Source organism: Pseudomonas sp. GV047 (assembly GCF_003058245.1).
GTDB classification, from domain to species: domain Bacteria; phylum Pseudomonadota; class Gammaproteobacteria; order Pseudomonadales; family Pseudomonadaceae; genus Aquipseudomonas; species Aquipseudomonas marginalis.
In genome coordinates this window covers 365,396-390,978 of the sequence record NZ_QCWA01000003.1, presented here as the reverse complement: position 1 = coordinate 390,978, position 25,583 = coordinate 365,396, and the positions used below count along the sequence as shown (strand labels likewise).

At 62.8% G+C, this 25,583-nt stretch carries 20 protein-coding genes; 19 read left to right on the top strand and 1 reads right to left on the bottom strand.

Annotated elements, in window-relative coordinates; all coding sequences use genetic code 11:
- The first annotated feature begins 133 nt into the window (after positions 1-133).
- The 5 genes from C8K58_RS10110 to C8K58_RS10090 all read left to right on the top strand — a co-directional run bounded on the left by C8K58_RS10110 (position 134) and on the right by C8K58_RS10090 (position 7,151).
- Positions 134-3,649 carry a DUF2339 domain-containing protein gene (locus C8K58_RS10110; protein ID WP_108573675.1) on the top strand — a complete coding sequence of 1,172 codons (3,516 nt, stop codon included), beginning with the start codon at positions 134-136 and terminating at the stop codon, positions 3,647-3,649.
- Positions 3,649-5,001: a DUF3999 domain-containing protein gene (locus C8K58_RS10105; protein ID WP_108573723.1), complete on the top strand. Its 1,353-nt coding sequence runs from the start codon at positions 3,649-3,651 to the stop codon at positions 4,999-5,001. The genes C8K58_RS10110 and C8K58_RS10105 overlap by 1 nt, the downstream gene beginning before the upstream one ends.
- Before the next feature lie 108 nt (positions 5,002-5,109).
- On the top strand, positions 5,110-6,120 hold the full coding sequence (locus C8K58_RS10100) for a class 1 fructose-bisphosphatase (protein ID WP_027605062.1): 1,011 nt from the start codon (positions 5,110-5,112) through the stop codon (positions 6,118-6,120).
- A 176-nt stretch (positions 6,121-6,296) separates the two neighbouring features.
- Positions 6,297-6,551, top strand: a complete 255-nt coding sequence (locus C8K58_RS10095) for a hypothetical protein (RefSeq protein ID WP_027605061.1) — start codon at positions 6,297-6,299, stop codon at positions 6,549-6,551.
- Between the two features lie 30 nt (positions 6,552-6,581).
- The gene (locus C8K58_RS10090; protein WP_027605060.1) at positions 6,582-7,151 is read left to right on the top strand and encodes a lipocalin family protein; all 570 of its coding nucleotides are present in this window, start codon (positions 6,582-6,584) and stop codon (positions 7,149-7,151) included.
- 54 nt (positions 7,152-7,205) lie between these two features.
- On the opposite strand, the gene C8K58_RS10085 is transcribed toward C8K58_RS10090, so the two are convergent.
- Positions 7,206-8,570: a formimidoylglutamate deiminase gene (locus tag C8K58_RS10085; protein WP_027605059.1), complete on the bottom strand. Its 1,365-nt coding sequence runs from the start codon at positions 8,568-8,570 to the stop codon at positions 7,206-7,208.
- 147 nt (positions 8,571-8,717) lie between these two features.
- On the opposite strand from C8K58_RS10085, the gene hutC reads away from it, so the two are divergent.
- The 14 genes from hutC to C8K58_RS10015 all read left to right on the top strand — a co-directional run bounded on the left by hutC (position 8,718) and on the right by C8K58_RS10015 (position 25,507).
- Entirely contained in the window at positions 8,718-9,428 is a 711-nt protein-coding gene (gene hutC / locus C8K58_RS10080; RefSeq protein ID WP_223841674.1) for a histidine utilization repressor, read from the top strand.
- Positions 9,425-9,985 carry a HutD family protein gene (locus C8K58_RS10075; RefSeq protein ID WP_027605057.1) on the top strand — a complete coding sequence of 187 codons (561 nt, stop codon included), beginning with the start codon at positions 9,425-9,427 and terminating at the stop codon, positions 9,983-9,985. The genes hutC and C8K58_RS10075 overlap by 4 nt, the downstream gene beginning before the upstream one ends.
- 406 nt (positions 9,986-10,391) lie before the next feature.
- Positions 10,392-12,062, top strand: a complete 1,671-nt coding sequence (gene hutU, locus C8K58_RS10070) for a urocanate hydratase (protein WP_108573674.1) — start codon at positions 10,392-10,394, stop codon at positions 12,060-12,062.
- 69 nt (positions 12,063-12,131) lie between these two features.
- The gene (locus C8K58_RS10065) at positions 12,132-13,580 is read left to right on the top strand and encodes a cytosine permease (protein ID WP_108573673.1); all 1,449 of its coding nucleotides are present in this window, start codon (positions 12,132-12,134) and stop codon (positions 13,578-13,580) included.
- 70 nt (positions 13,581-13,650) lie between these two features.
- Complete coding sequence (locus C8K58_RS10060; protein ID WP_027605054.1) at positions 13,651-14,616, top strand: ABC transporter substrate-binding protein; 966 nt, start codon at positions 13,651-13,653, stop codon at positions 14,614-14,616.
- Between the two features lie 71 nt (positions 14,617-14,687).
- Positions 14,688-15,539, top strand: a complete 852-nt coding sequence (locus C8K58_RS10055; protein ID WP_027605053.1) for a proline/glycine betaine ABC transporter permease — start codon at positions 14,688-14,690, stop codon at positions 15,537-15,539.
- Positions 15,536-16,360, top strand: a complete 825-nt coding sequence (locus C8K58_RS10050) for a glycine betaine/L-proline ABC transporter ATP-binding protein (protein WP_108573672.1) — start codon at positions 15,536-15,538, stop codon at positions 16,358-16,360. The genes C8K58_RS10055 and C8K58_RS10050 overlap by 4 nt, the downstream gene beginning before the upstream one ends.
- A gap of 117 nt (positions 16,361-16,477) precedes the next feature.
- Positions 16,478-17,986, top strand: coding sequence for a histidine ammonia-lyase (gene hutH, locus C8K58_RS10045; RefSeq protein ID WP_108573671.1), 1,509 nt, complete (start codon positions 16,478-16,480; stop codon positions 17,984-17,986).
- Between the two features lie 33 nt (positions 17,987-18,019).
- Complete coding sequence (gene hutH / locus C8K58_RS10040; protein ID WP_092358727.1) at positions 18,020-19,558, top strand: histidine ammonia-lyase; 1,539 nt, start codon at positions 18,020-18,022, stop codon at positions 19,556-19,558.
- Positions 19,559-19,718: 160 nt separating this feature from the next.
- On the top strand, positions 19,719-21,128 hold the full coding sequence (locus C8K58_RS10035; RefSeq protein WP_027605050.1) for an amino acid permease: 1,410 nt from the start codon (positions 19,719-19,721) through the stop codon (positions 21,126-21,128).
- Positions 21,129-21,143: 15 nt separating this feature from the next.
- Complete coding sequence (gene hutI, locus C8K58_RS10030; protein WP_108573670.1) at positions 21,144-22,349, top strand: imidazolonepropionase; 1,206 nt, start codon at positions 21,144-21,146, stop codon at positions 22,347-22,349.
- Between the two features lie 11 nt (positions 22,350-22,360).
- Positions 22,361-23,161, top strand: coding sequence for an N-formylglutamate deformylase (hutG, locus tag C8K58_RS10025; RefSeq protein ID WP_027605048.1), 801 nt, complete (start codon positions 22,361-22,363; stop codon positions 23,159-23,161).
- 131 nt (positions 23,162-23,292) lie between these two features.
- Positions 23,293-24,240, top strand: a complete 948-nt coding sequence (locus tag C8K58_RS10020) for a choline ABC transporter substrate-binding protein (RefSeq protein ID WP_108573669.1) — start codon at positions 23,293-23,295, stop codon at positions 24,238-24,240.
- A gap of 337 nt (positions 24,241-24,577) precedes the next feature.
- Positions 24,578-25,507, top strand: a complete 930-nt coding sequence (locus C8K58_RS10015) for an alpha/beta hydrolase (RefSeq protein ID WP_027605046.1) — start codon at positions 24,578-24,580, stop codon at positions 25,505-25,507.
- Positions 25,508-25,583: the final 76 nt, after the last annotated feature.

Genomic DNA, 25,583 nt, shown 5'->3' with positions numbered 1-25,583 from the left:
GGGGCTTGCCCCCGATGACGGAGTGTCAGTCGACAAATATGTCGACTGGTACACCGCTATCGGGAGCAAGTCCCCTCCCACATTAGTTGCGCGTCGATATACTGAGCGCCGGTTTGCTTAGGGAATATCGACCATGCAATGGATTTTCATGCTGATTGGCCTGGTGCTCGGCTGGACGCTCGATGAGTCGTTCTATGATGCGGGCATCGGTGCGCTGTTGGGGTTGGGCATCGGCCAGGCGATTCGCCTGTCGAAGCTGGCGACCCAGGCGCAGCAGCAGGCTGTTCAGTTGGAAACCACGCAGAAGGCGTTGATCGCCCTGGGTGAGCGCCTGCGGCAACTGGAAGTACCCACGCCGACACGCACTGTCATCGTCGAGCCGCCTGTGCCTGAGGCGGCACCTGTCGCCAAGGCGCCTGAACTGGTGTGGGAGCTGCCGGCTGAATTGGCGCCTGTCGCCATGGTCGCCGAACCGAGCCAGCCATTGCCGGATGACGTCTGGACGCCTGCCCCGACGCCACGTCCGCCTCAAGAACCTGCTGCTCCCCGTGACCCAAACCTGATCGAACGCGCCATCAGCGGCGCACGCAATTGGCTGTTTGGTGGCAACACCGTGCTGCGTGTCGGTGTGGTGCTGCTGTTTCTCGGCCTGGCCTTCCTGTTGCGCTACGCCACCGAAGGCATGGTGGTGCCGATCGAACTGCGTTACGCCGGCGTTGCCGCGGCGGCCCTTGGCCTGTTGGGCCTGGGCTGGTGGCTGCGGTTGCGTAACAGCAACTACGGCTTGATGCTGCAAGGCACCGGGATCGCGGTGCTGTACCTGACGGTGTTTGCCGCGATGCGCCTGCACCCGTTGATCGACCCGAGCGCGGCGCTGGGCCTGCTGGTGGCGGTCACGGTGTTCTCGGCGATCCTGGCGATTACCCAGGATGCGTTGGGACTGGCCTGTGCGGCCGCGCTCGGCGGCTTCGCGGCGCCGATCCTCACGTCCACCGGCGCCGGTAATCATGTCGCGCTGTTCAGTTATTTTGCCCTGCTCAACGCCGGTATCCTCGCCATCGCCTGGTTCAAGGCCTGGCGCTTGCTCAACCTGATCGGCTTTGTCGGCACCTTCGGCATCGGCTTTGCCTGGGGCATGCGCTCCTACACGCCGGAACTGCTGTGGAGTACCGAGCCGTTCCTGATCCTGTTTTTCCTGATGTACCTGGCTATCGGCCTGTTGTTCGCCCGGCGCAAATTGCGGGAGATGGGCGACGCGCCCGAAGGCCGTGATGCGTTGTTGCGCTGGTCGGCATCCAAAGGCGACTACGTCGACGGCAGCATGCTGTTCGGCCCGCCGCTGGTGGGGTTTGGCCTGCAGTTCGCGCTGGTGCAGCACCTTGAGTTCGCCGCAGCATTCAGCGCGCTGGGCCTGGGCATCCTCTACATGGGCCTGGCCCGCGTGCTCAGTGGCGGGCGCGCCTTGCTGCTGGCGGAAACCTGCCTGGCCCTGGGGGTGATCTTTGCCAGCCTGGCGATTCCCCTGGGGCTCGATGCGCGTTGGACCGCAGCTGCCTGGGCCGTGGAAGGTGCCGGGATCTTCTGGCTCGGCTTGCGCCAGCAGCGGCCGTTGGCGCGGGCATTTGGCCTGTTGCTGCAATTGGGCTCGGCGCTGGCGTTTCTCAGTGAGCTGCGCATCGGCGAGCACACGCTGCTGGAGGGGGCGCCCTTGGGGGCGTTGCTGCTGGGCGCGGCCTTGCTGTTCAGCTTCGACCAACTGCGCAGGGCCGCGACGCAGCAGGCGGCGGAGTGGGAGCGCAAGGGCCTGCCGGTTCTGGCCAGCCTCGGCCTGACTTTCGTGTACCTGCTCGCGCCGCTGCTGTTGCTGACTCAAGGCACTGCCATCAGTTGGGCGCTCGCCGGCCTGGCGACCCTGTTCATCGGCTTGCGGATTGGCTCGCGCACGTTCCTGTTCACGGCGTTCGCCGTGCAACTGCTGGGCGGGGCGTTGTTCCTGCTGCGCTTGCAAGGCGGCGACTCGGCAGCGGTATTCAACGCCGGCTGGAGCGGCCTGCTCAGCGCGTCGTTGATCGGCCTGGCGTTGATCGGCGGCATGCTGCTGGCGGCGCGCGACGACATGGTGCGTAGCGATGTACGGCTGTTGCGCGGGCTGTCCGTGGTGCTGCTGGCCGGGTTGGTGCTGATCAACCTCGCCGTGCTGTTTGTACTGCCATGGGAAAGCGCCAGCGGTGTGTGGGCGGCCAGTGGGTTGTTGATCATCTGGTTGAGCCTGTACCTGCAACAGCGCGTCAGTTTTGTATTTGGGTTGCTGCTGCAAGTGATCGGCGGCGCGTCGTTCCTGCTGGCGGTGCCGGAGCTGCTCGGGCCTTTGGCCAGCGAAGGCCTGCGTCCCCTGGGACATAGCGGGTTCTGGACGCCGATGGTGCTGGGCCTGGCCGCCTTGATCGGTGCCTGGCGCCTGCAGCGTGAACCCCATGCGCCGGTGTTTGCCGTGCTCAAGCTGCAACGCCTGTCTGACCTGCTGCTGGTGTGGGGCGCGGCCTGGTGGGCGTTGGCGCTGATCGCTGAAGTGCTGCGGTTTATCCCCGATGAGCTGCGGGGGGCGTGCCTGCTGGGTAGTGCGGCGGTCAGCGTGGCGATCTGGGCGTTGCTCGCGACGCGCCTGCGTTGGGCGTCCCTGGGTATGCTCTGCACCCTGTTGATGCTGGCGGCGGGGATGGTTTTGCTGGTGTCTGCGCATAATTATTACCACCCGGCAGCGCACTACGGCTGGCTGGCCTGGCTGGCGGTGTTCGGGGTGCATTTCATCGCGCTGCGGCGTTTGGCGACGCTGGTGCCGGCCACCGTCCTGAGCGTTGCTCACGTGTTGGGTTGCTGGATGTTGATCGGCGTATTGGCGCTGGAGCTGCGCTACGGCCTGTTGTTGCTGTCGAGCGAATACAACGCCTGGCGCTGGCTGGGCTGGGCGATCCTGCCAAGTCTGTACCTGGTGCTGGCTGCTGCACCGCGCAACTGGCCATGGCCGGTGTCGGCGTACCCACGGGAATATCGAGTGCTGGCGGCACTCCCATTGGCGGTGCTGATGCTGGGCTGGTTCTGGCTGGCGAATACCTTCAGTGACGGCACGGCCAGGCCATTGCCCTATGTGCCGTTGCTCAACCCGCTGGACCTGGGCTTGCTGTTTGCGCTGCTGGGCGTGTACCTGTGGTCGCGCAGCGTGGCGCCGCAACGCGGGCCGCGTGCTGAATTGATCGCCCAGGGCATTGCCGGTATTTCGCTGTTCGCGTTCTTTACGGCCCTGGTGATGCGCACCGCACATCACTGGGGCGGCGTACCGTTCCATCTGGATGGGTTGCTGGAATCGATGTTGGTGCAAGCCGGCCTGTCGATTGTCTGGACCCTGATCGCCCTCGGCCTGATGATCGGCGGCCACCTGCGCCATCGCCGCGAAGTGTGGCTGATCGGCGCGGCGCTGATCGCGGTGGTGGTGGCCAAGCTGTTCTTTGTCGAGCTGAGCAACCGTGGCGGCCTGGCGCGGATCGTGTCGTTTATCGGCGTGGGCGGGTTGTTGCTGGTGGTGGGCTACTTTGCGCCGCTGCCGCCCAAGCGTGCCGAACCTGTGTTGGACACTGAAGGAGCATCCTCTTGATCGGTAAGTTGAGCGTGGTCGTGCTGGGCATCTGTACGACATTGTCGGCGTGGGCGCTGGAAACGCCGGCCGACTTCAGCAGCCAGGTGGCGCTGAGCGTCAGCGGCAACGGCCCCTGGTATCGCCTTGAGTTGCCCTTGGCCGTGCAACTGAATGCGCGCCAGGCTGACCTCAGCGATGTGCGCGTGTTCAACGCCGCCGGTGAACCCCAGGCCTACGCGCTGGCGCGTCAAGCGTCGCAACGCACCGAAAGTCGTGAAGTCACCGACGTGAAGTGGTTCCCGCTGTATGCCGCCGACACCCAGGCAACCTTGCCCGGTGTGGTGATGAAAACCACGGCCGAAGGCACCCTGGTGGAAATCAAACCGTCCACCGCACCCAAGCCCGGCAAGCAGGTGCTGCGTGGCTGGGTGCTCGATGCCAGTAAAATCAAGGCGCCGTTGCAGCAGTTGAGCCTGGACTGGAGCCGCGAGCAGGAGGGCTTCCAGCGCTTCAGCATTGAAGCCAGTGATGACTTGCAGCACTGGCAATCCTGGGGCGATGGACAAGTGGCGCGTTTGTCGTTTGCCGACGAGCGGGTCGAGCAGCATGACGTCAGTTTGCCGGGCCAGTCCGCGCGTTACCTGCGCCTGGTGTGGAAGGGGCAGGCAGCGCCGTTGCTGACCTCGGCCAGGTTGGCCAGTGCCACCAGCAGCAGCCTGCCGCTGCCGCTGGTTTGGTCGCAGCCGCTCTCGGGCACGCGGCTCAAGGCGGGTGAGTACACTTGGAAGTTGCCCACCGGGCTGGGTGTCGAACGCTTGCGTGTCGAGCTGAAGCAGGCCAATACGCTGGCGCCGGTGACCTTGGCGGGGCGACGCGATGGCAATCAAGCCTGGCAGCCGTTGAGCAACGGTCTGCTCTACCGCCTGACCCAGAATGGCCAGGACGTGGTGCAGGACGAGTTGCAACTGCCCGGCCAGACGGTCGCCGAACTCAAGTTGCAGGTCGACGAGCGCGGCGGCGGCCTGGGCGTCGAAGCGCCGGCCCTGCGCTTCGCGGTGCGCGCCACGCAGTTGGTGTTCCTGGCGCGGGGCGAGCCGCCGTTCACGCTGGCGCTGGGGAATGCCTCGGTGAAGGCGGCGAACCTGCCGTTGTCGACGCTGATCCCGGATTACACCTCCGAGCGCCTCAACACCTTGGGACAGGCCAAGGTGGCCGGGGCCGTCGCGGTCACTTCGCCACCGGTGCCGGCGGCTGTCGACAGCGGGCCGAACTGGAAAAAATTCGGACTCTGGGCCGTATTACTGCTCGGCGTGGCGGCGCTGGGAGCCATGGCCTACAGTTTGCTGCGCAAGCCGCCGGAGGCACGTTAAATAAAGTCCATGAACTCTATTGGGTTTAAATCCTCTGATAGGAGGAAATACGCCCCGACTCGCGTTAAACTGCGCGGGTTTTTAGCCCCCCCTTCATCGGAGCCTTCCATGTCCCGCGTTACCTTGAGTCGCTATTTGATTGAGCAGACCCGCAGCAACAACACGCCTGCCGATCTGCGCTTCCTTATCGAAGTGGTGGCGCGTGCTTGCAAGGAAATCAGCCACGCCGTGTCCAAAGGCGCATTGGGTGGTGTCCTGGGCAGCATGGGCACTGAAAACGTGCAGGGCGAAGTGCAGAAGAAGCTCGACGTGATTTCCAACGAGATCCTGCTCGAAGCCAACGAATGGGGCGGTCACCTGGCCGGCATGGCGTCCGAAGAAATGGACAATGCCTACCAGATCCCGGGCAAATACCCGAAAGGCGCCTACCTGCTGGTGTTCGACCCATTGGACGGTTCGTCCAACATCGACATCAACGCCCCGGTCGGCACCATCTTCTCGGTACTGCGTTGCCCGAACGAATACCTGAGCCAGAACGAAGCCCTGAACGAAAAGGCCTTCCTGCAGCCAGGCACCGAGCAGGTCGCTGCCGGCTACGCGATCTACGGCCCACAGACCATGCTGGTGCTGACCCTGGGCGATGGCGTCAAAGGCTTCACCCTGGACCGTGAAATGGGCAGCTTCGTCCTCACCCATGAAGACATCACCATTCCGGCTTCCACCCAGGAATTCGCGATCAACATGTCCAACCAGCGCCACTGGGAAGAACCGGTCAAGCGCTATGTGAACGAGTTGATGGAAGGCGAAGAAGGTCCGTTGAAGAAGAACTTCAACATGCGTTGGGTCGCGGCGATGGTGGCCGACGTACACCGTATCCTGACCCGTGGCGGCCTGTTCATGTACCCACGCGACAGCCGCGAGCCGTCCAAGCCGGGCAAACTGCGCCTGATGTACGAAGCCAACCCGATGTCCTTCCTGGTAGAGCAGGCGGGCGGTGCGTCCACCGATGGCCACCAGCGCATCCTCGACATCCAGCCCGACGGCTTGCACCAGCGTGTGGCGGTGTTCCTGGGTTCCAAGGAAGAAGTTGAGCGTGTGACCGCCTACCACAAGAAGTAAGCTGCGGCGATAAGTGAACGGCGTTGTTGTGAGCCGGTTCACCCTTAAAGAAGCCCCGAAACGTTTCAGCGTTTTCGGGGCTTTTTTGTTTTCGTTCGTCGGGAACCAGACACCTCTTTTCCCTTCTAAGCTTCTGGCAGATACCCAAGCTGCTTCGTCCCTCCAGGAGTTATTCCATGTCGTTACGCCGTCTCGCTTTGCTGGCTTTTTGCGTGCTGTTGGCCGCTTGCAGCAAGGTCAATCAAGAAAACTACGCAAAGTTGTCGGCCGGCATGCCTAAGGCCGAGGTGGAGTCGCTGCTGGGCAAGCCGACCGATTGTTCCGGCGCACTGGGCATGTCCAGCTGCACATGGGGCGATAAAAACAGCTTTATCAGCGTTCAATATGCCGGTGACAAAGTTCTGATGTTTTCCGGGCAAGGCCTGAAGTAAACCGGGGCGAAAGCCTGCGGGAGAAGAAGAATGATGCGTTTTGTTTTGTTCCTTTGCGCCAGCCTGTTTTTGGCGGGCTGCGCCAGCCATTCTGGCGATGATCTGCAACCCAAGACAGCGAGCAACGTCAACCTCAAGCGTTACCAGGGCACCTGGTATGAGTTGGCTCGATTGCCGATGTACTTCCAGCGCAACTGCGCGCAGTCCGAAGCCCGCTACACATTGCTGCCTGATGGCGATATGTCGGTATTCAACCGCTGCCTCACCACCGAGTGGAAGTGGGAAGAAGCCAAGGGCACGGCCACGCCGCAGGTGCCTGGCAAGACCGACAAGCTCTGGGTGGAATTCAACAACTGGTTTACGTCACTGCTGCCAGGCGTCGCCAAGGGCGATTACTGGGTGCTGTACGTCAGCGATGACTACAAGACCGCCATCGTCGGCAGCCCGAGCCGGCGCTATATGTGGATCCTGTCGCGCACGCCGACGGTCAGTGCGGACACCCGTGAAGACCTGTTGAGCAGGGCGCGGCAGCAAGGGTATGACACCACGCGGTTGATCTGGCGCACGTCGGATAAGCAGATGGCGAAGACTTCGCAGTAATTCTGGATCGCCACAGATCCAATGGTGGGAGGGGGCAAGCCCCCTTCCGCATGTTTAACCGAGTAGGTCTTTCAATACTTGTGTAAACGCCCGGCTACTCTCTTCCTCGCCGGCATGTCGCCCATCCCGCACGACCCACTTGCCGTTGACCAGCACATCGCGCACCTGCCGATCACCGCCGGCAAACAGCCAGCGATTGAGGATGCCGTCCTGTGTCGCTGTCGCCAGGTAAGGGTCGTCACCGTCCAGCACGATCCAATCCGCACGCTTGCCCACTTCCAGTCGACCTATCGGCTGCCCCAGCGCTTGTGCGCCGCCGTCCAGCGCCGCATCGAACAACGTACGGCCGACCATCGGCTGGTCGCTGCGATACAAGCGATTGCGCCGTTGATCGCGCAGGCGTTGGCCGTATTCCAGCCAGCGCAGTTCTTCCACCACGCTCAGGGACACATGGCTATCGGAACCGATGCCCAGGCGTCCGCCCTGGGCGAGAAAATCCACCGCCGGGAAAATCCCGTCGCCCAAGTTGGCTTCGGTGGTCAGGCACAAGCCGGCAATCGCGCGACTCTTGGCCATGCGCGTCACTTCTTCCGGGTTGGCGTGGGTCGCGTGCACCAGGCACCAACGTTCATCGACCTCGACGTTGTCGTACAGCCATTGCAACGGGCGTTTGCCGCTCCAGGCCAGGCAGTCGTCGACTTCCTTTTGCTGTTCGGCGATATGGATATGCACCGGGCACGTCTTGTCGCTGGCGGCCAATACTTCATTGATCTGCCGTGGTGTAACCGCGCGCAGGGAGTGGAAGCACAGCCCCAGTTGCTGCGCCGGCTGCGCCGCCAGAATCGGTTTGAGGCGCGCCTGCAGGTCCAGGTAGTTTTCGGTGCTGTTGATAAACCGTCGCTGCCCCTCATTCGGCGCCTGGCCGCCAAACCCTGAGTGGGTATAGAGCACCGGCACCAGCGTCAGGCCGATGCCGCTACTCGCTGCGGCCTGGCTGATCTGCCGCGACAGTTCCGTACGGTCGGCGTACGGCTGGCCGCTGACGTCATGATGCACATAGTGGAATTCGGCCACCGAGGTGTAGCCGGCCTTGAGCATCTCGATATACAACTGCCGCGCGATCACCTGCAGTTGCTCCGGGCTGATCTTGCCGACCATGCGGTACATCAGGTCGCGCCAGGTCCAGAAACTGTCATTCGGGTTGCCGGCCACTTCGGCCAACCCGGCCATGGCGCGCTGGAAGGCGTGGGAGTGCAGGTTCGGCATGCCCGCCAATACCGGGCCCCTGAGCCGTTCGGCACCGGCTGCGCTGGCGTTGGCCTCAACCTGTGTCAGCAGGCCATCGGCGCTGACTTCAAGACGTACATCGTTGGCCCATCCACTAGGCAGCAGCGCGCGTTCGGCAAAGAAAGCGGACATGATTAGAGCACCCCGGTCGTGTGTTTATTTGTATATACATATACAGACGTTTGCCTGCTCGGTAAACTCCGGCAATCTATGCATCTTTTCCCCTTGCAAGGATTCCCTGTGCCGACTCCGCCCGCCAAGTCTTCACTGGCTGCCCACATGGACGAAAGTCCGGCGCCCTTGTATGCCCGCGTCAAACAGATGATCAGCCAGCAGATCCTCAACGGCAACTGGCCGCCCCATTATCGCGTACCGTCGGAGAGCGAACTGGTCAGCCAGTTGGGCTTCAGCCGCATGACCATCAACCGTGCCCTGCGCGAGCTCACCGCCGAAGGTTTGCTGGTGCGCATGCAAGGCGTCGGCACGTTCGTCGCCGAGCCCAAGAGCCAGTCGGCGCTGTTCGAAGTGCACAACATTGCCGATGAGATCGCCTCCCGCGGTCATCGGCATACCTGCCAGGTCATCACCCTGGGTGAAGAGGCTGCCGGTTCCGAACGCGCCGTCGCCCTGGAAATGCGTGAAGGCGGGCGGGTGTTCCACTCGCTGATCGTGCATTACGAAAACGATATTCCCGTGCAAATCGAGGACCGTTTCGTCAACGCCCTGGTCGCGCCGGAATACCTGCAACAGGACTTCACCCTGCAAACCCCCTATGCCTATCTCAACCAAGTGGCGCCGTTGACCGAAGGCGAGCACGTGGTCGAGGCGATTCTCGCCGACGTTGCCGAGTGCAAGTTGCTGCAGATCGAGCCGAGCGAGCCGTGCCTGTTGATTCGCCGGCGTACCTGGTCCGGCCGTCAGCCGGTGACTGCCGCGCGTTTGATCCACCCCGGTTCCCGCCACAGCCTGGAAGGACGGTTCAGTAAATGAGTGCAGTAAAAGTCTGGCGCGCCGCCGATTACGTGCGCATGCCGTGGAAAAACGGCGGCGGCAGTACCGAAGAAATCACCCGCGATGCCGGCGAGGGCCTGGAAGGCTTCGGCTGGCGCCTGTCGATTGCCGATATCGGCGAGTCTGGCGGGTTTTCCACCTTTGCCGGCTACCAGCGCGTGATCACCGTGATCAAAGGCGCAGGCATGGTGCTGACCGTGGATGGCGAGGAGCAGCGCGGGTTGTTACCGCTGCAACCGTTCGCCTTCAAAGGCGACAGCCAGGTTTCATGCCGCTTGATTACCGGGCCGATCCGCGACTTCAACCTGATCTACTCACCCCAGCGTTACCATGCGCGGTTGCAATGGGTAGATGGTGTGCAGCGGTTCTTCACTACGGCGCAGACGGTGCTGGTGTTCAGCGTGGCGGATGAAGTGAAGGTGCTGGACGAGGTACTGGGCCATCACGATTGCCTGCAAGTGGACGGTAACGCTGGCTTGCTGGACATCTCTATCACTGGCCGTAGCTGCATCATCGAACTGACTCAGCGCGATTAAAAAATGTGGGAGGGGGCTTGCCCCCGATAGCGGTGGATCAGTCGGTATATCCTGGGCTGACACACCGCAATCGGGGGCAAGCCCCCTCCCACATTTGTTTTTGTGTCGCTTATAGAATCTGTTTCCAGTCCCTGCACCAATTTGTTACCGAACGCCCCAGCTCGGCGCAAAACCGCGCTGTCGTGACACACCTCCTTCGCTATAAACCCCCTTCGCAAGAAATTTCATCACGGCTCGAAGCCTTAATTTCCAAGGCTCGCACACGCTTTTCGGAAAAATCCTAACACCTCCCTCGGAAAGTTGGCCGCTTGATTGCATATGCTTGTATGTACAAGTAAAGATGTGTGCGTAAGACTCTCCTTCGCACCATCCATGTTCGCGCATCGATCGCCGAGGAGTTCTTGTTGTGACCAAGCCTACAAAATACCGTGACGTCGAAATCCGCGCCGCCCGCGGTAACAAGCTCACCGCCAAAAGCTGGCTGACTGAAGCGCCGCTGCGCATGCTGATGAACAACCTCGACCCGCAAGTGGCCGAGAACCCCAAGGAGCTGGTGGTGTACGGCGGTATTGGCCGTGCAGCGCGCAACTGGGAGTGCTACGACCAGATCGTCGAGAGCCTCACCCACCTGAATGACGATGAAACCCTGCTGGTGCAATCCGGCAAGCCGGTCGGCGTGTTCAAGACCCACAGCAATGCCCCGCGTGTGCTGATCGCCAACTCCAATCTGGTACCGCACTGGGCCAGTTGGGAACACTTCAACGAGCTGGACGCCAAGGGCCTGGCCATGTACGGCCAGATGACCGCCGGCAGCTGGATCTACATCGGCAGCCAGGGCATCGTCCAGGGCACCTACGAAACCTTCGTCGAAGCCGGTCGCCAGCACTACGATTCAAACCTCAAGGGCCGCTGGGTCCTCACCGCCGGCCTCGGTGGCATGGGCGGTGCCCAGCCTCTGGCCGCGACATTGGCCGGCGCGTGCTCGCTGAACATTGAATGCCAGCAGGTCAGCATCGATTTCCGCCTCAACAGCCGCTACGTCGATGAGCAAGCCACCGACCTCGACGACGCCCTGGCCCGCATCGCCAAGTACACAAAGGAAGGCAAGGCCATCTCCATCGCGCTGCTGGGTAACGCCGCGGAAATCCTGCCGGAACTGGTCAGGCGTGGCGTGCGCCCGGACATGGTCACCGACCAGACCAGCGCCCATGACCCGCTCAACGGTTACCTGCCGGCCGGCTGGACCTGGGACGAATACCGCGCCCGCGCCAAGACCGAACCGGCTGCCGTGATCAAGGCCGCCAAGCAGTCGATGGCGGTGCACGTCAAAGCCATGCTGGAATTCCAGAAGCAAGGCATCCCGACCTTCGACTACGGCAACAACATCCGCCAGATGGCCCAGGAAGAGGGCGTGGAAAACGCTTTCGACTTCCCAGGCTTCGTACCGGCGTACATCCGCCCGCTGTTCTGCCGTGGCATCGGCCCGTTCCGCTGGGCTGCGCTGTCGGGCGACCCGCAGGACATCTACAAGACCGACGCCAAGGTCAAAGAGCTGATCCCCGACGACGCCCACCTGCACAACTGGCTGGACATGGCGCGCGAGCGCATCAGCTTCCAGGGCCTGCCGGCGCGTATCTGCTGGGTTGGCCTGGGGCAGCGCGCCAAGCTCGGCCTGGCGTTCAACGAGATGGTGCGCAGCGGCGAGCTGTCGGCGCCGGTGGTGATCGGTCGTGACCACCTGGACTCCGGCTCGGTCGCCAGCCCGAACCGCGAAACCGAATCCATGCAGGACGGTTCCGACGCCGTGTCCGACTGGCCGTTGCTCAACGCCTTGCTCAACACCGCCAGCGGCGCGACCTGGGTTTCGTTGCACCACGGCGGCGGTGTGGGCATGGGCTTCTCCCAGCACTCCGGCATGGTCATCGTCTGTGACGGCACCGACGAAGCGGCCGAGCGCATTGCCCGCGTGCTGCACAACGACCCGGCCACCGGTGTGATGCGTCACGCAGACGCCGGTTACCAGATCGCCATCGACTGCGCCAAAGAGCAGGGCCTCAATCTTCCAATGATCAAGTAACCCGATGTGGGAGGGGGCTTGCCCCCGATGGCGGCGAACCCAGGACAATCCATCAGAGGTTGAATACACATGGCTGCAAACGACACCACCCCGTTGATCGAAAGGCGTTCGATCGACTACATCCCGGAAGCGGAAAGACACGGTCGTCTATTGAGCCAGTTCACCCTGTGGCTGGGTGCCAACCTGCAGATCACCGCGATCGTCACCGGGGCCCTGGCCGTGGTGCTGGGCGGTGATGTGTTCTGGTCGTTGCTCGGTCTGTTGCTCGGTCAACTGCTGGGCGGTGGCGTGATGGCGTTGCATGCGGCGCAAGGGCCCAGGCTGGGCCTGCCGCAGATGATCTCCAGCCGGGTGCAGTTCGGTGTGTACGGCGCGGCGATTCCGATCGTGCTGGTGTGCCTGATGTACCTCGGTTTCACCGCAACCGGCACCGTGCTTTCCGGCCAGGCCCTGGGCCAGTTGTTTGGTGTCAGCGACAGCGTCGGGATCCTGATCTTCGCCAGTGTCATCGTGCTGGTCACGGTGCTCGGTTACCGGGTGATCCACTTCATCGGCCGCGTTGCCAGCGTCATTGGCGTGATTGCCTTTGTCTACCTGTTCAGCCGTCTGATGAGCCAGGCCGACGTAGGCGCGCTCCTGCAAATCCGCCACTTCAGCTGGAGCAGCTTCCTGTTGGCGGTGTCGCTCGCGGCATCCTGGCAAATCGCCTTCGGCCCTTACGTGGCGGACTATTCACGCTACCTGCCGAGCAACACGTCCTCGCTGAAAACCTTTCTTGCCGCAGGCGCAGGTTCGGTGGTTGGCGCGCAGGTGGCGATGATCCTCGGCGTGTTTGCCGCGGCCATGTCCAACGGGCAATTTGCCGGTCACGAAGTGGCCTACATCGTCGGCCTGGGCGGTACCGGAGCCACTGCGGCGCTGCTGTATTTCAGCATCGCGTTCGGCAAGGTCACCATCTCCACGCTGAACTCCTACGGCAGCTTCATGTGCATTGCCACGATCATCAGCGGCTTCCGCGGTCGCCTCGAGGTCACGCGCTTGCAGCGCCTGTTTTTCGTACTGGCCATCGTCGGTACGGCGACCCTGATCGCCTTGCTCGGGCAGCACTCGTTCCTGGGGGCGTTCAAGTCCTTCATCCTGTTCCTGCTGGCGTTTTTTACCCCATGGAGCGCGATCAACCTGGTCGACTACTACTGCATCACCCGCGATCGCTACGACGTGCCGGCGCTGTCCGATCCGAACGGGCGCTATGGCCGTTGGAACCTGCTCGGTATCAGCGTGTATGTCTTCGGTGTGCTGGTGCAATTGCCGTTCATCTCCACCAAGTTCTACACCGGTCCCCTGGTGGCGGCCCTGGGGGATGTGGATATTTCCTGGATCATCGGCCTGGTCCTTCCCGCCGCGCTCTATTACTGGGCGGCGAAAAAGTGGCCTCGCGCAACGCCTGAACACCTGACCCTGCCGACAGAGCAGGGCGCTGCACCGACGACGACAAACGGGCTGGTTGCACAGGCCTGATGGGACGTGGACAGGGCAGGATGCCTACTGACTGCCGTAATCCATTTCAAGATTTGGGAGCGTCACAACAATGAAAATGCATAAGACCCTGTTGGCCACCGTGTTTTCCGCGGGCTTGCTGGCCACTGCTGGCGCCCAGGCGGCCGGTTGGTGTGAATCCGGCAAACCGGTGAAATTCGCCGGCCTGAACTGGGAAAGCGGCATGTTGCTCACCGACATCCTGCAAACCGTGCTGGAAAAAGGCTACGACTGCAAAACCGACAGTTTGCCGGGCAACTCCATCACCATGGAAAACGCCCTGAGCAGCAACGACATCCAAGTGTTTGCCGAAGAGTGGGTCGGCCGCAGCGAAGTCTGGAACAAGGCCGAGAAGGCCGGCAAAGTCGTCGGTGTCGGTGCCCCGGTGGTGGGCGCCGTCGAAGGCTGGTACGTACCGCGCTACGTGATCGAAGGCGACGCCAAGCGCAAGCTGGAAGCCAAGGCGCCGGACCTGAAAAACATCGCCGACCTGGCCAAGTACGCCGCGGTGTTCAAGGACCAGGAAGAACCGTCCAAGGGCCGTTTCTACAACTGCCCGGCCGGCTGGACCTGCGAGCTGGACAACAGCGAAATGCTCAAGAGCTACGGCCTGGAAAGCACCTACACCAACTTCCGCCCAGGCACCGGCCCGGCGCTGGATGCGGCGGTGCTGTCGAGCTACAAGCGTGGCGAGCCGATCCTGTTCTACTACTGGTCGCCAACCCCGCTGATGGGCCAGGTCGACCTGGTCAAGCTGGAAGAAAAACCCGGTGTGGATAAGACCGTGAGCATCAAGGTCGGCCTGTCCAAGACCTTCCACGAGCAAGCCCCGGAACTGGTGGCCGTGCTGGAAAAAGTCAACCTGCCCATCGACCTGCTGAACCAGAACCTGGGGCGCATGGCCAAGGAGCGCATTGAGTCGCCGAAACTGGCGAAAATTTTCCTCAAGGAACATCCTGAAGTCTGGCACGCCTGGGTGAGTGACGAGGCAGCCAAGAAAATCGACGCGGCCTTGTAGGTCAAGTGTGCCCGGCTACCCTCAGGGGTGGCCGGGCGCCTGGCCACAACCCACTGGATCGAGAGCACGCTATGTTTCCTGAGAGTTTTACGTTTTCCATCGCCGACTGGGTCAATGGTTGGGTGGATTCACTGGTTACCAATTACGGCGATGTGTTCCGGCACATCTCCGACACCCTGCTGTGGGCCATCGTCAACCTGGAAGGGCTGCTGCGCGCCGCCCCATGGTGGCTGATGCTGGCCATCGTCGGCGCCGTTGCCTGGCATGCCACCCGCAAGGTGCTGACCACGGCGGTGATCGTCGGTCTGCTGTTCCTGGTGGGCGCGGTCGGCCTGTGGGACAAGCTGATGCAGACCCTGGCGCTGATGATGGTCGCTACGGTGATCTCGGTGTTGATCGGCATCCCGCTGGGCATCCTGTCGGCGCGCAGCAATCGCCTGCGTTCGGTGTTGATGCCGCTGCTCGACATCATGCAGACCATGCCCAGCTTTGTGTACCTGATCCCGGTGCTGATGCTGTTCGGCCTGGGCAAGGTGCCGGCGATTTTCGCCACGGTGATCTATGCCGCGCCGCCGCTGATTCGCTTGACCGACCTGGGGATTCGCCAGGTCGACGGCGAAGTCATGGAAGCCATCAACGCCTTTGGTGCCAACCGCTGGCAACAGCTGTTCGGCGTGCAATTGCCGCTGGCGCTGCCGAGCATCATGGCCGGTATCAACCAGACCACCATGATGGCGTTGTCGATGGTGGTGATCGCCTCGATGATCGGCGCCCGTGGCTTGGGTGAAGATGTCCTGGTCGGCATCCAGACCCTCAACGTCGGCCGTGGCCTCGAAGCCGGGTTGGCGATCGTGATTCTCGCCGTGGTCATCGACCGCATTACCCAGGCCTATGGTCGTCCACGGCATGAGGCGAGCAAATGACTACTGTCAGCAAAATCGAAGTTAAAAACGTCTTCAAGATCTTCGGCGCCCGCGCCAAGGACGCACTGGCCATGGTCGGCCAGGGCAAGACCAAGGACCAGGTGCTGGCCGAGACCGGCTGCGTGGTCGGCGTGAACGATTTGTCCCTGAGCATCGGCACCGGTGAGATCTTCGTGATCATGGGCCTGTCGGGCTCGGGCAAATCCACGCTGGTGCGCCACTTCAACCGCCTGATCGACCCCACCAGCGGCGCGATCCTGGTGGACGGCGAAGACATCCTGCAACTGGACATGGACGCCCTGCGCCAATTCCGTCGGCACAAGATCAGCATGGTGTTCCAGAGCTTCGGCCTGCTGCCCCACAAGAGCGTGCTCGACAACGTCGCCTACGGCCTCAAGGTGCGTGGCGAAACCAAGCAGGTCTGCGCCGAACGCGCGCTGCACTGGATCGAAACCGTGGGCCTCAAGGGCTACGAAAACAAGTACCCGCACCAGCTTTCCGGTGGCATGCGCCAGCGTGTCGGTCTGGCCCGCGCCCTGGCCGCTGACACCGACATCATCCTGATGGACGAAGCCTTCAGCGCCCTCGACCCGCTGATCCGCGCCGAGATGCAGGACCAGTTGCTCGAGCTGCAAAAGACCCTGCACAAGACCATCGTATTCATCACCCACGACCTCGACGAGGCCGTGCGTATCGGCAACCGCATTGCGATTCTCAAGGACGGCAGGCTGATCCAGGTCGGCACGCCGAGGGAGATCCTGCATTCGCCGGCGGATGAGTACGTGGATCGGTTTGTCCAGCGGCGTGCGGCGGTGGTCTGACCCAGGTTCTGTGGTGAGGCTCAAGCGCCCTCCCACATTTGCAATGCATTCCCCTGTGGGAGGGGGCTTGCCCCCGATGAGGCCGGCAAAGCTGTAGAGAATATGAAGAGGTCAACAATGTCCCAGGCAGCAAAAATCATCATCGCCGACATCCCCCTGCGCTGGCAGGACGTGGTCGCCGTGGCCCGTCACGGTGCGGTGCTCGAACTCTCGGGCCAGGCCTGGGCGCGGATCGACAATGCCCAGGCCATCGTGCAGCGCATCGTCACCAGCGGCGAACGTGCCTACGGCGTGAACACCGGGCTGGGCGCGCTGTGCAACGTGTCCCTTGAGGGCGAGCAACTGAGCCAGCTGTCGCGCAATACCCTGTTGAGTCACGCCTGTGGCGTCGGCCCGGTCCTCAGCGACGAGCAGACCCGCGCGATCATCTGCGCGGCGGTCATCAACTACAGCCACGGCAAATCCGGCCTGCATCCGCAGGTGGTGCATTCGCTGCTGGCGCTGCTCAACCACGGCATCACGCCACAAGTACCGTCCCAGGGCTCGGTGGGTTACCTGACCCATATGGCCCATGTCGGCGTGGCGCTGCTGTGTGTCGGAAATGTGAGCTATGGCGGCCGGATCGTGCCGGCGCAACAAGCCCTGGACGAAGAAGGTTTGCAGCCTGTGGTCCTCGGCGCCAAGGACGGCCTGTGCCTGGTCAACGGCACGCCGTGCATGACCGGTCTGAGCTGCCTGGCCCTGGCCGACGCCCATCACTTGCTGCAATGGGCCGACGTGATCGGTGCCATGAGCTTCGAGGCCCAGCGCGGCCAGATCGATGCCTTCGACGAAGAAATCATCGCCCTCAAGCCGCACCCGGGCATGCAGCATGTCGGCCGCAACCTGCGTGCGTTGCTCGATGGCAGTGAAGTGATTGCGAGCAGCAAAGGCATCCGCACCCAGGACGCCCTGAGCCTGCGCTCGATCCCGCAGATCCACGGCGCGGCGCGCGACCAGGTGGAACACGCCACTCGCCAGATCGAGACCGAACTCAACAGCGCCACCGACAACCCGCTGGTGCTCGGCACACCGGACCACTACCGCGTGGTGTCCCAGGCCAACCCCCACGGCCAGTCCGTCGCCCTGGCCGCCGACCTGCTGGCGATTGCCCTGGCCGAAATCGGCTCGGTCGCCGAACGCCGCCTCGACCGCCTGATCAACCCCCACGTCAGTGGCCTGCCGGCGTTCCTGGTGAGCAACCCCGGGGTCAACTCCGGGATGATGATCGTGCAGTACGTCGCCGCCTCGCTGTGCGGACAGAACCGCCAGTTGGCGCAACCGGCGGTGCTCGACAACTTCGTCACCTCGGGGCTGCAGGAAGACCACCTGAGCATGGGCACCAACGCCGCGCTCAAGCTGCACCAGGTAGTGTCCAACGTCACCCAGATCCTCGCCATCGAGTACCTGCTGGCGGCCCAGGCCTTCGAATTCCTGAAAGACCAGCGCTTCGGCGCGGGTACCGCTCGCGCCTGGCGCCTGTTGCGTGAAGTGGTGCCGGCCTATGAGCAGGACCGTTGGCTGGCGCCGGATATTGCGGCCGCCGCCAAGGTACTCAAGGACACCGCATTACCGAATCTGCACTGAACACTTATTTCAAAAGAATAATTCACAAGGAGTATGAATGTGACTGCGCTAAACCTGATTCCAGGCCAACTGAGCCTCGCCCAACTGCGGGCCATCTACCAGCAGCCGGTAACCCTCAGTCTGGATGACAGTGCCTCGGCCCAGATCGAAGCGAGTGTGGCCTGCGTGGAACAGATTCTCGCCGAGAACCGCACCGCCTATGGCATCAACACCGGTTTCGGCCTGCTGGCCTCGACCCGCATCGCCAGCGAAGACCTGGAAAACCTCCAGCGTTCACTGGTGTTGTCCCACGCCGCCGGCGTCGGTGAGCCGATCAGCGATGCGCTGGTGCGGCTGGTCATGGTGCTCAAGGTCAACAGCCTCAGCCGTGGGTTCTCCGGGATTCGCCGGCAGGTGATCGACGCACTGATCGCGCTGATCAATGCCGAGGTGTACCCGCATATTCCCCTGAAAGGCTCCGTTGGTGCTTCCGGTGACCTGGCGCCATTGGCGCATATGTCCCTGGTGCTGCTGGGCGAAGGCAAGGCGCGCTACAAGGGCGAATGGCTGGAAGCCACCGACGCGCTGAAAGTCGCCGGCCTGACGCCGCTGACCCTCGCCGCGAAGGAAGGCCTGGCACTGCTCAACGGCACCCAGGTGTCCACCGCCTATGCCCTGCGTGGCCTGTTCGAAGGCGAAGACCTGTTCGCCGGCGCCTTGGCGTGCGGCGGCCTTACCGTGGAAGCGGTGCTGGGCTCGCGCTCGCCGTTCGACGCGCGTATTCATGCGGCTCGCGGTCAACGTGGGCAGATCGATTCGGCGGCGGCCTATCGTGACCTGCTCGGTGAGAGCAGCCAGGTGTCGCAATCGCACCAGAACTGCGACAAGGTGCAGGACCCGTACTCCCTGCGCTGCCAGCCACAAGTCATGGGCGCCTGCCTGACCCAGTTGCGCCAGGCGGCCGAGGTACTGGTGGTCGAAGCCAACGCCGTGTCCGATAACCCGTTGGTATTTGCCGCTGAGGGTGACGTGATCTCCGGTGGCAACTTCCACGCCGAACCGGTGGCCATGGCCGCTGACAACATGGCCCTGGCCATCGCCGAAATCGGCTCCCTGAGCGAGCGTCGCATCTCGCTGATGATGGACAAGCACATGTCGCAACTGCCGCCGTTCCTGGTGGGCAATGGCGGGGTGAACTCCGGTTTCATGATCGCCCAGGTGACCGCCGCCGCCCTCGCCAGTGAGAACAAGGCATTGGCTCATCCCCATAGCGTCGACAGCATCCCGACGTCCGCCAACCAGGAAGACCACGTGTCGATGGCCCCGGCTGCCGGCAAGCGCCTGTGGGAAATGGCCGAGAACACCCGCGGCATCCTCGCGGTGGAATGGCTGGCCGCGTGCCAGGGCCTGGACCTGCGCGAAGGCCTGAAAACCTCGCCGAAACTGGAAAAAGCCCGTGGCTTGTTGCGCGACAAAGTAGCGTTCTACGACAAGGACCGCTTCTTCGCCCCGGACATCATCGCCGCCAGCGAACTGCTCGCCAGCCGCTGCCTGAATGAGCTGGTGCCGGCCACGTTGCTGCCGAGCCTGTAAGCGGCTCGGAGGACGGCATGGCTCTCTGTAGTGAGCGAGCTTGCTCGCGCCGGGCTGCGCAGCAGCCCCAAAAAAGGCCGCGAGCGCTTCCCACTCGAGCGCGAGCAAGCTCGCTCACCACAAACAACTTTCTCAGGATAAAAATAATTAGGGACGAGAAATGCACCAGCAAGAAAAGGGTTTGAAACGCGGGCTGAGCGCCCGACATATTCGCTTCATGGCCCTCGGTTCCGCGATCGGCACCGGGCTGTTCTACGGGTCCGCCTCGGCCATCCAGATGGCTGGCCCCGCCGTGCTGCTGGCCTACCTGATCGGCGGCGCCGCGGTGTTCATGGTGATGCGCGCCCTCGGTGAAATGGCCGTGCACAACCCGGTCTCCGGCTCCTTCGGCCAATACGCCAGCACCTACCTGGGCCCGTTGGCCGGTTTTATCCTGGGCTGGACCTACGCCTTTGAAATGATCATCGTCTGTCTCGCCGACGTCACCGCCTTCGGCATCTACATGGGCTTCTGGTTTCCCGAGGTCGCGCGTTGGGTCTGGGTGCTCGGCATCGTGTTTTTGATCGGCGGCCTGAACCTGTGCAACGTCAAGGTCTTTGGCGAGATGGAGTTCTGGCTGTCGCTGCTCAAGGTCGGCGCCATCGTGGCGATGATCCTCGGCGGCTTCGGCATCATGCTGTTCGGCATTCATTCTGCCGGCGAAACCCAGGCCAGCGGCCTGAGCAACCTGTGGGCCCACGGCGGCTTCATGCCCAACGGCATTGGTGGGCTGATCGCCTCGTTTGCCGTGGTGATGTTCGCGTTTGGCGGCATCGAGATCATCGGCATCACCGCCGGTGAAGCCAAGGACCCGCAGCGCGTGATCCCCAAGGCGATCAACGCCGTGCCGCTGCGCATCCTGTTGTTCTACGTGCTGACGTTGTTTGTCTTGATGGCCATCTACCCATGGCCGCAGATCGGCAGCCAGGGCAGCCCGTTCGTGCAGATTTTCAGCAACCTCGGGATAGGCTCGGCGGCGACCCTCCTCAATATCGTGGTGATTTCGGCGGCCGTGTCGGCCATCAACAGCGACATCTTCGGTGCCGGCCGCATGATGTACGGCCTCGCGCAGCAAGGGCAGGCGCCCAAGGGCTTTGCCCGGTTGTCCAGGCAAGGCGTACCGTGGATGACGGTGGTGGTGATGGGCGCCGCCTTGCTCGGCGGTGTGCTGCTCAACTACCTGATCCCGGAAAACGTGTTCCTGCTGATCGCGTCGATTGCCACCTTCGCCACCGTATGGGTGTGGCTGATGATCCTGTTCACCCAGGTCGCCATGCGCCGCTCGATGACGAAAGAGCAGGTGGCCGAATTGAAATTCCCGGTGCCGTTCTGGCCCTGCGCGCCGGCTGCGGCCATCGTGTTCATGCTGTTTGTGTTTGGCGTGCTCGGTTACTTCCCGGACACCCAGGCGGCCTTGCTGGTCGGTGCGGTGTGGATCGTGTTGCTGGTCGTTGCCTACCTGCTGTGGGTCAAGCCCGCCGCCGGGCAAGCGGCCAAGGTCCATTACGACCCGGCCTTGTCTCATCGATAACTTAGGGAGGCGTTGATGAAAACCCTTTGGCAACACTGCCACGTCGCAACCATGGCCCAGGGCAAATACTCGATCATCGAGGATGCCGCCCTGGTCACCGCCGGTTCGCTCATCGAGTGGATCGGTCCGCGCAGCGAAGTACCGACGGCGGATTACGCCCAGGTGCATGACCTGCAAGGCGCGTGGGTCACCCCCGGGCTGATCGACTGCCACACCCACGCGGTGTTTGGCGGCAATCGCAGCGGCGAATTCGAGCAGCGCCTCGAGGGCGTGAGCTATGCCGACATCGCGGCCAAGGGCGGCGGTATTGCCAGCACCGTGCGTGCCACCCGCGCCGCCACGGAGGATGAACTCTTCGCCAGCGCCTATAAGCGCCTGCGCAGCCTGCTGCGTGACGGCGTGACCACCGTGGAGATCAAGTCCGGCTACGGCCTGGACCTGGCCAACGAGCGCAAGATGTTGCGGGTGGCTCGGCGCCTGGGCGAAGCGCTGCCGGTCAGCGTGCGTGCCACGTGCCTGGCGGCCCATGCATTGCCGCCGGAGTACAAGGACCGCGCCGACGATTACATCGAGCACATCTGCAATGAAATGCTGCCGGCTTTGGCGGCGCAGGGGTTGGTGGACGCGGTGGATGCGTTCTGCGAATACCTGGCGTTTTCCACCGAGCAGGTGGAGCGGGTGTTCAAGGTCGCCCGGCAACTCGGCCTGCCGGTGAAGCTGCACGCCGAGCAGTTGTCGTCGCTGCACGGCTCCAGCCTGGCGGCGCGTTACCACGCGCTGTCGGCGGATCACCTGGAATTCATGACCGAAGAAGACGCCATCGCCATGGCCGCTGCCGGCACCGTCGCCGTGTTGCTTCCGGGGGCGTTCTACTTCCTGCGCGAAACCCGACTGCCGCCGATGGACGCCCTGCGCAGGCACGGTGTGAAGATCGCCATCGCCAGTGACCTCAACCCCGGCACCTCGCCGGCGTTGTCGGTGCGCCTGATGCTGAACATGGCCTGCACCCTGTTCCGCATGACCCCGGAAGAAGCCCTGGCCGGTGTCACACAACATGCGGCTACTGCCCTGGGCATGGGCGACACCCATGGGTCCCTGGAAGTGGGCAAGGTGGCCGACTTTGTCGCCTGGCAGATTGATCGCCCCGCCGACCTCGCCTATTGGCTGGGCGGTGAGCTGGATAAACGCGTCGTGCGCCACGGCGTCGACGTCACTGTATAAGGAGCACTGCTGTGGATAAGGTTCTGAACTTCAAACAAGGCCGTGTGCCGCTGCTGATCAGCATGCCCCACGCCGGCCTGCGCCTGACGCCTGCGGTGGAAGCCGGGTTGATCCCCGAAGCGCAAAGCCTGCCGGACACCGATTGGCACATCCCCACGCTGTATGACTTCGCGGATGAACTGGGCGCCAGCACCCTGTCGGCGGAGTACTCGCGGTTTGTCATTGACCTGAACCGGCCTTCGGACGACAAGCCGCTGTACGCCGGTGCCACCACCGGCCTGTACCCGGCGACCCTGTTCGATGGCGTGCCGTTGTTCCGCGAAGGTCTGGAGCCGAGCGAGACAGAGCGCGCCAGTTACCTGCAAAAGATCTGGGGCCCGTATCACCGCACGCTGCAAGAGGAACTGGCGCGGCTCAAGGCTGAGTTCGGTTATGCGCTGCTGTTCGATGCGCACTCGATCCGCTCGGTGATCCCGCACCTGTTCGACGGCAAACTGCCGGACTTCAACCTCGGCACCTTCAACGGCGCCGCCTGCGATCCGGAACTGGCGAGCCAGCTCGAGGCCATTTGTGCCACCCATCCTCAGTACACCCATGTGCTGAACGGGCGCTTCAAGGGCGGGCATATCACTCGCCATTACGGCAATCCGGCGCAGGATATCCATGCGGTGCAGCTGGAATTGTGCCAGAGCACGTATATGGAAGAGTTCGAGCCGTTCCGCTATCGCCCGGATCTGGCCGAGCCGACGCAAGTGGTGTTGAAGCAGCTGCTGGAAGGCTTGCTGGCGTGGGGGCGCAAGCGCTACGAGTGACGAACGGTCGCCCCTGTGCAACTCACAGTCGCCACAGGTCGTGTTGGGAGAGGCCTCGCTCGGTAAGGTTGTGGTTATGGCGCACCAGACGCCACTTCCCATAATAAAAGCTGCCGAGTGAGACCTCTTTCATGAAAAGACTGTTCAACCGTTGCCTGTTGACCCTCACCGGCGCCGCACTCCTCAGTGCCCAAGCCATGGCCGCCGAACCGGTCTCCTGCAAATCCATTCGCATGGGCGTGGTCAGTTGGACCGATGTAGTCGCCACCTCGGGCATGGCCGACGTGCTGCTCAGCGGCCTGGGCTATGACAGCAAGCAGACCAGCGCCGTGCAGCAGATCATCTTTGCCGGTATCCGCGATAAACGCCTGGACGTGTTCCTCGGCTATTGGAAGCCGGCGATGGACAACAACATCGCGCCGTTTCTGGCCGCCAGGCAGGTCAAGGTCTTTGATAAACCCAGCCTCGCCGATGCCCAGGCCACCCTGGCCGTGCCGCAATACGTGGCTGACGCCGGGCTGAAGACCTTTGCCGACATCGCCCGCTTCAAGGACAAGCTGGGCGGCAAGATCTACGGCATCGAGCCCGGCAGCGGCGCCAATACCGATATCCAGAAAATGATCGACACCAACCACTTCGGCCTGGGCGGCTTCAAGCTGGTGGCTTCCGGTGAGGCTGGCATGTTGGCGGCGGTGCAGCGCGCAGTGAACCGCAAGGAGTTCGTGGTATTTGTCGGGTGGACCCCGCACCCCATGAACATCAATATGAAAATGGCCTATCTCACTGGCAGCGAAGACGTGTTCGGTCCTGACGAAGGGCGCGCCACGGTCTCCACCGTGACCGCGCCGGACTTTGCCGAACGCTGCCCCAACGCTAACCGATTGCTCGAGAACCTGACCTTCACCGCCGCCCAGGAAAGCCAGTTGATGGTGCCGATCATGGAGCGCCAGTCACCGCAGGACGTGGCCAGGCAATGGCTGCGCGACCACCCCGAGGATTTGCAGCGCTGGTTGGCCGGGGTTACAGCATTTGATGGCAGCGACGGCTTGGCGTCGCTCCAGGCCTACCTCAAACCCTAAGCCAAGTGCAGCCCCCGATAGCCATGGGTATCTTGAGGGTTGACGCATAACGCTGTGGTGAGCGGGCTTGCCCCGCGCTGGGCTGCGAAGCAGCCCCAATAAAGGCGCCGGGATTTTCTGTTAGTACTCAGCGTGTGGGGTTTTAGGGCTGCTTCGCAGCCCAGCGCGGGGCAAGCCCGCTCACCACAAGGACTTCATTACCTTAGATTATTCTTTCACCGAAGATGTGTAGATACGACTGCCCCGATAGCGCCATGCCGGGCAACCTATCAAGTGACTGATCCATCGCAATCGGAAACCCCCGACCTTGAACCTGCCGCGCCAGAGATCATCGCGTATGTACCCGATATCCCCGCAACTCGCCGCCTTCGTCGCAAAAACCGAGTCCTTCACCTGCGCCGACTCTTCCCTGACGAGCCAGCGCCAAAGTTACCAGCGCATGTGCCAGGCATTCACCCCGCCGAAACCGGAAGGCTTGCAGCTCACGGACTTCACCCTGGCCGGCGTGGACGTGCGCAGTTATCTGCCCCCTGCACCGCCACCCGCCGATGGCTGGCCATGTCTCCTCTATATACACGGCGGTGGCTGGGTGGTCGGCGGCCTGGATTCCCATGACTTCATCTGCTTCGAGCTGGCCAATGCCCTCCGGGTGCTGGTGATCGCCATCGACTACCGCCTGGCGCCCGAGCACCCATTCCCGGCCGCCTACGACGATTGCCGCGCAGTGTGGCAGGCGATCCAGAAAGGACAGGCGCCACACGCCATCGATCGGCAACGCCTGGCAGTGGTCGGTGACAGTGCGGGCGGCAACCTGGCGGCGGCGTTGTGCCTGGGGTTGCGCGATGATGGCCAGCCTATGCCGCGGGCCCAGGTCCTTATTTACCCCGGGCTGGGCGGCCCGGCCGATTTGCCCTCGCGCCGTGACTGCATGGACGCGCCGCTGCTCAGCACTGCCGACACCGACTACTACCTGGCGCTCTACCTGCGCGGTTTGGATAAACCATCGGCCTATGCCATGCCGCTGTTGGCCGAGGATCTCAGTGGTTTGCCCAGGGCCTTGATCGCAGTCGCCCAATTCGACCCGCTGCGCGACGACGGCATGCTGTACGCCGAGCGCCTGCAACAGGCCGGTGTGCCTGCACTGTTGTATCCGGGCAAAGGCCTGGTCCACGGCTGTCTACGCGCAAAGGGCCAGGCCCCGGAGGTGGATCGGCTGTACGGCTACCTGTTGGATTACCTGAGGAGCGAACTGCTGACGCAGCTCTAAGCGCTCAAGGACATGCTCATTGCACAATTCGGGTTTATAGTGCCAGACGGCAAAATAAAAGACGTCCCCCCAGGGA

Coding starts and splice junctions, on each gene's coding strand:
- C8K58_RS10015 (WP_027605046.1), top strand. CDS start 24,578: ATGTACCCGATATCCCCGCAACTCGCCGCCTTCGTCGCAAAAACCGAG.
- C8K58_RS10100 (WP_027605062.1), top strand. CDS start 5,110: ATGTCCCGCGTTACCTTGAGTCGCTATTTGATTGAGCAGACCCGCAGC.
- C8K58_RS10110 (WP_108573675.1), top strand. CDS start 134: ATGCAATGGATTTTCATGCTGATTGGCCTGGTGCTCGGCTGGACGCTC.
- C8K58_RS10035 (WP_027605050.1), top strand. CDS start 19,719: ATGCACCAGCAAGAAAAGGGTTTGAAACGCGGGCTGAGCGCCCGACAT.
- C8K58_RS10020 (WP_108573669.1), top strand. CDS start 23,293: ATGAAAAGACTGTTCAACCGTTGCCTGTTGACCCTCACCGGCGCCGCA.
- hutH (WP_108573671.1), top strand. CDS start 16,478: ATGTCCCAGGCAGCAAAAATCATCATCGCCGACATCCCCCTGCGCTGG.
- C8K58_RS10050 (WP_108573672.1), top strand. CDS start 15,536: ATGACTACTGTCAGCAAAATCGAAGTTAAAAACGTCTTCAAGATCTTC.
- C8K58_RS10090 (WP_027605060.1), top strand. CDS start 6,582: ATGATGCGTTTTGTTTTGTTCCTTTGCGCCAGCCTGTTTTTGGCGGGC.
- C8K58_RS10060 (WP_027605054.1), top strand. CDS start 13,651: ATGAAAATGCATAAGACCCTGTTGGCCACCGTGTTTTCCGCGGGCTTG.
- C8K58_RS10075 (WP_027605057.1), top strand. CDS start 9,425: ATGAGTGCAGTAAAAGTCTGGCGCGCCGCCGATTACGTGCGCATGCCG.
- hutH (WP_092358727.1), top strand. CDS start 18,020: ATGAATGTGACTGCGCTAAACCTGATTCCAGGCCAACTGAGCCTCGCC.
- C8K58_RS10055 (WP_027605053.1), top strand. CDS start 14,688: ATGTTTCCTGAGAGTTTTACGTTTTCCATCGCCGACTGGGTCAATGGT.
- hutC (WP_223841674.1), top strand. CDS start 8,718: ATGGACGAAAGTCCGGCGCCCTTGTATGCCCGCGTCAAACAGATGATC.
- C8K58_RS10065 (WP_108573673.1), top strand. CDS start 12,132: ATGGCTGCAAACGACACCACCCCGTTGATCGAAAGGCGTTCGATCGAC.
- hutI (WP_108573670.1), top strand. CDS start 21,144: ATGAAAACCCTTTGGCAACACTGCCACGTCGCAACCATGGCCCAGGGC.
- C8K58_RS10085 (WP_027605059.1), bottom strand. CDS start 8,570: ATGTCCGCTTTCTTTGCCGAACGCGCGCTGCTGCCTAGTGGATGGGCC.
- C8K58_RS10095 (WP_027605061.1), top strand. CDS start 6,297: ATGTCGTTACGCCGTCTCGCTTTGCTGGCTTTTTGCGTGCTGTTGGCC.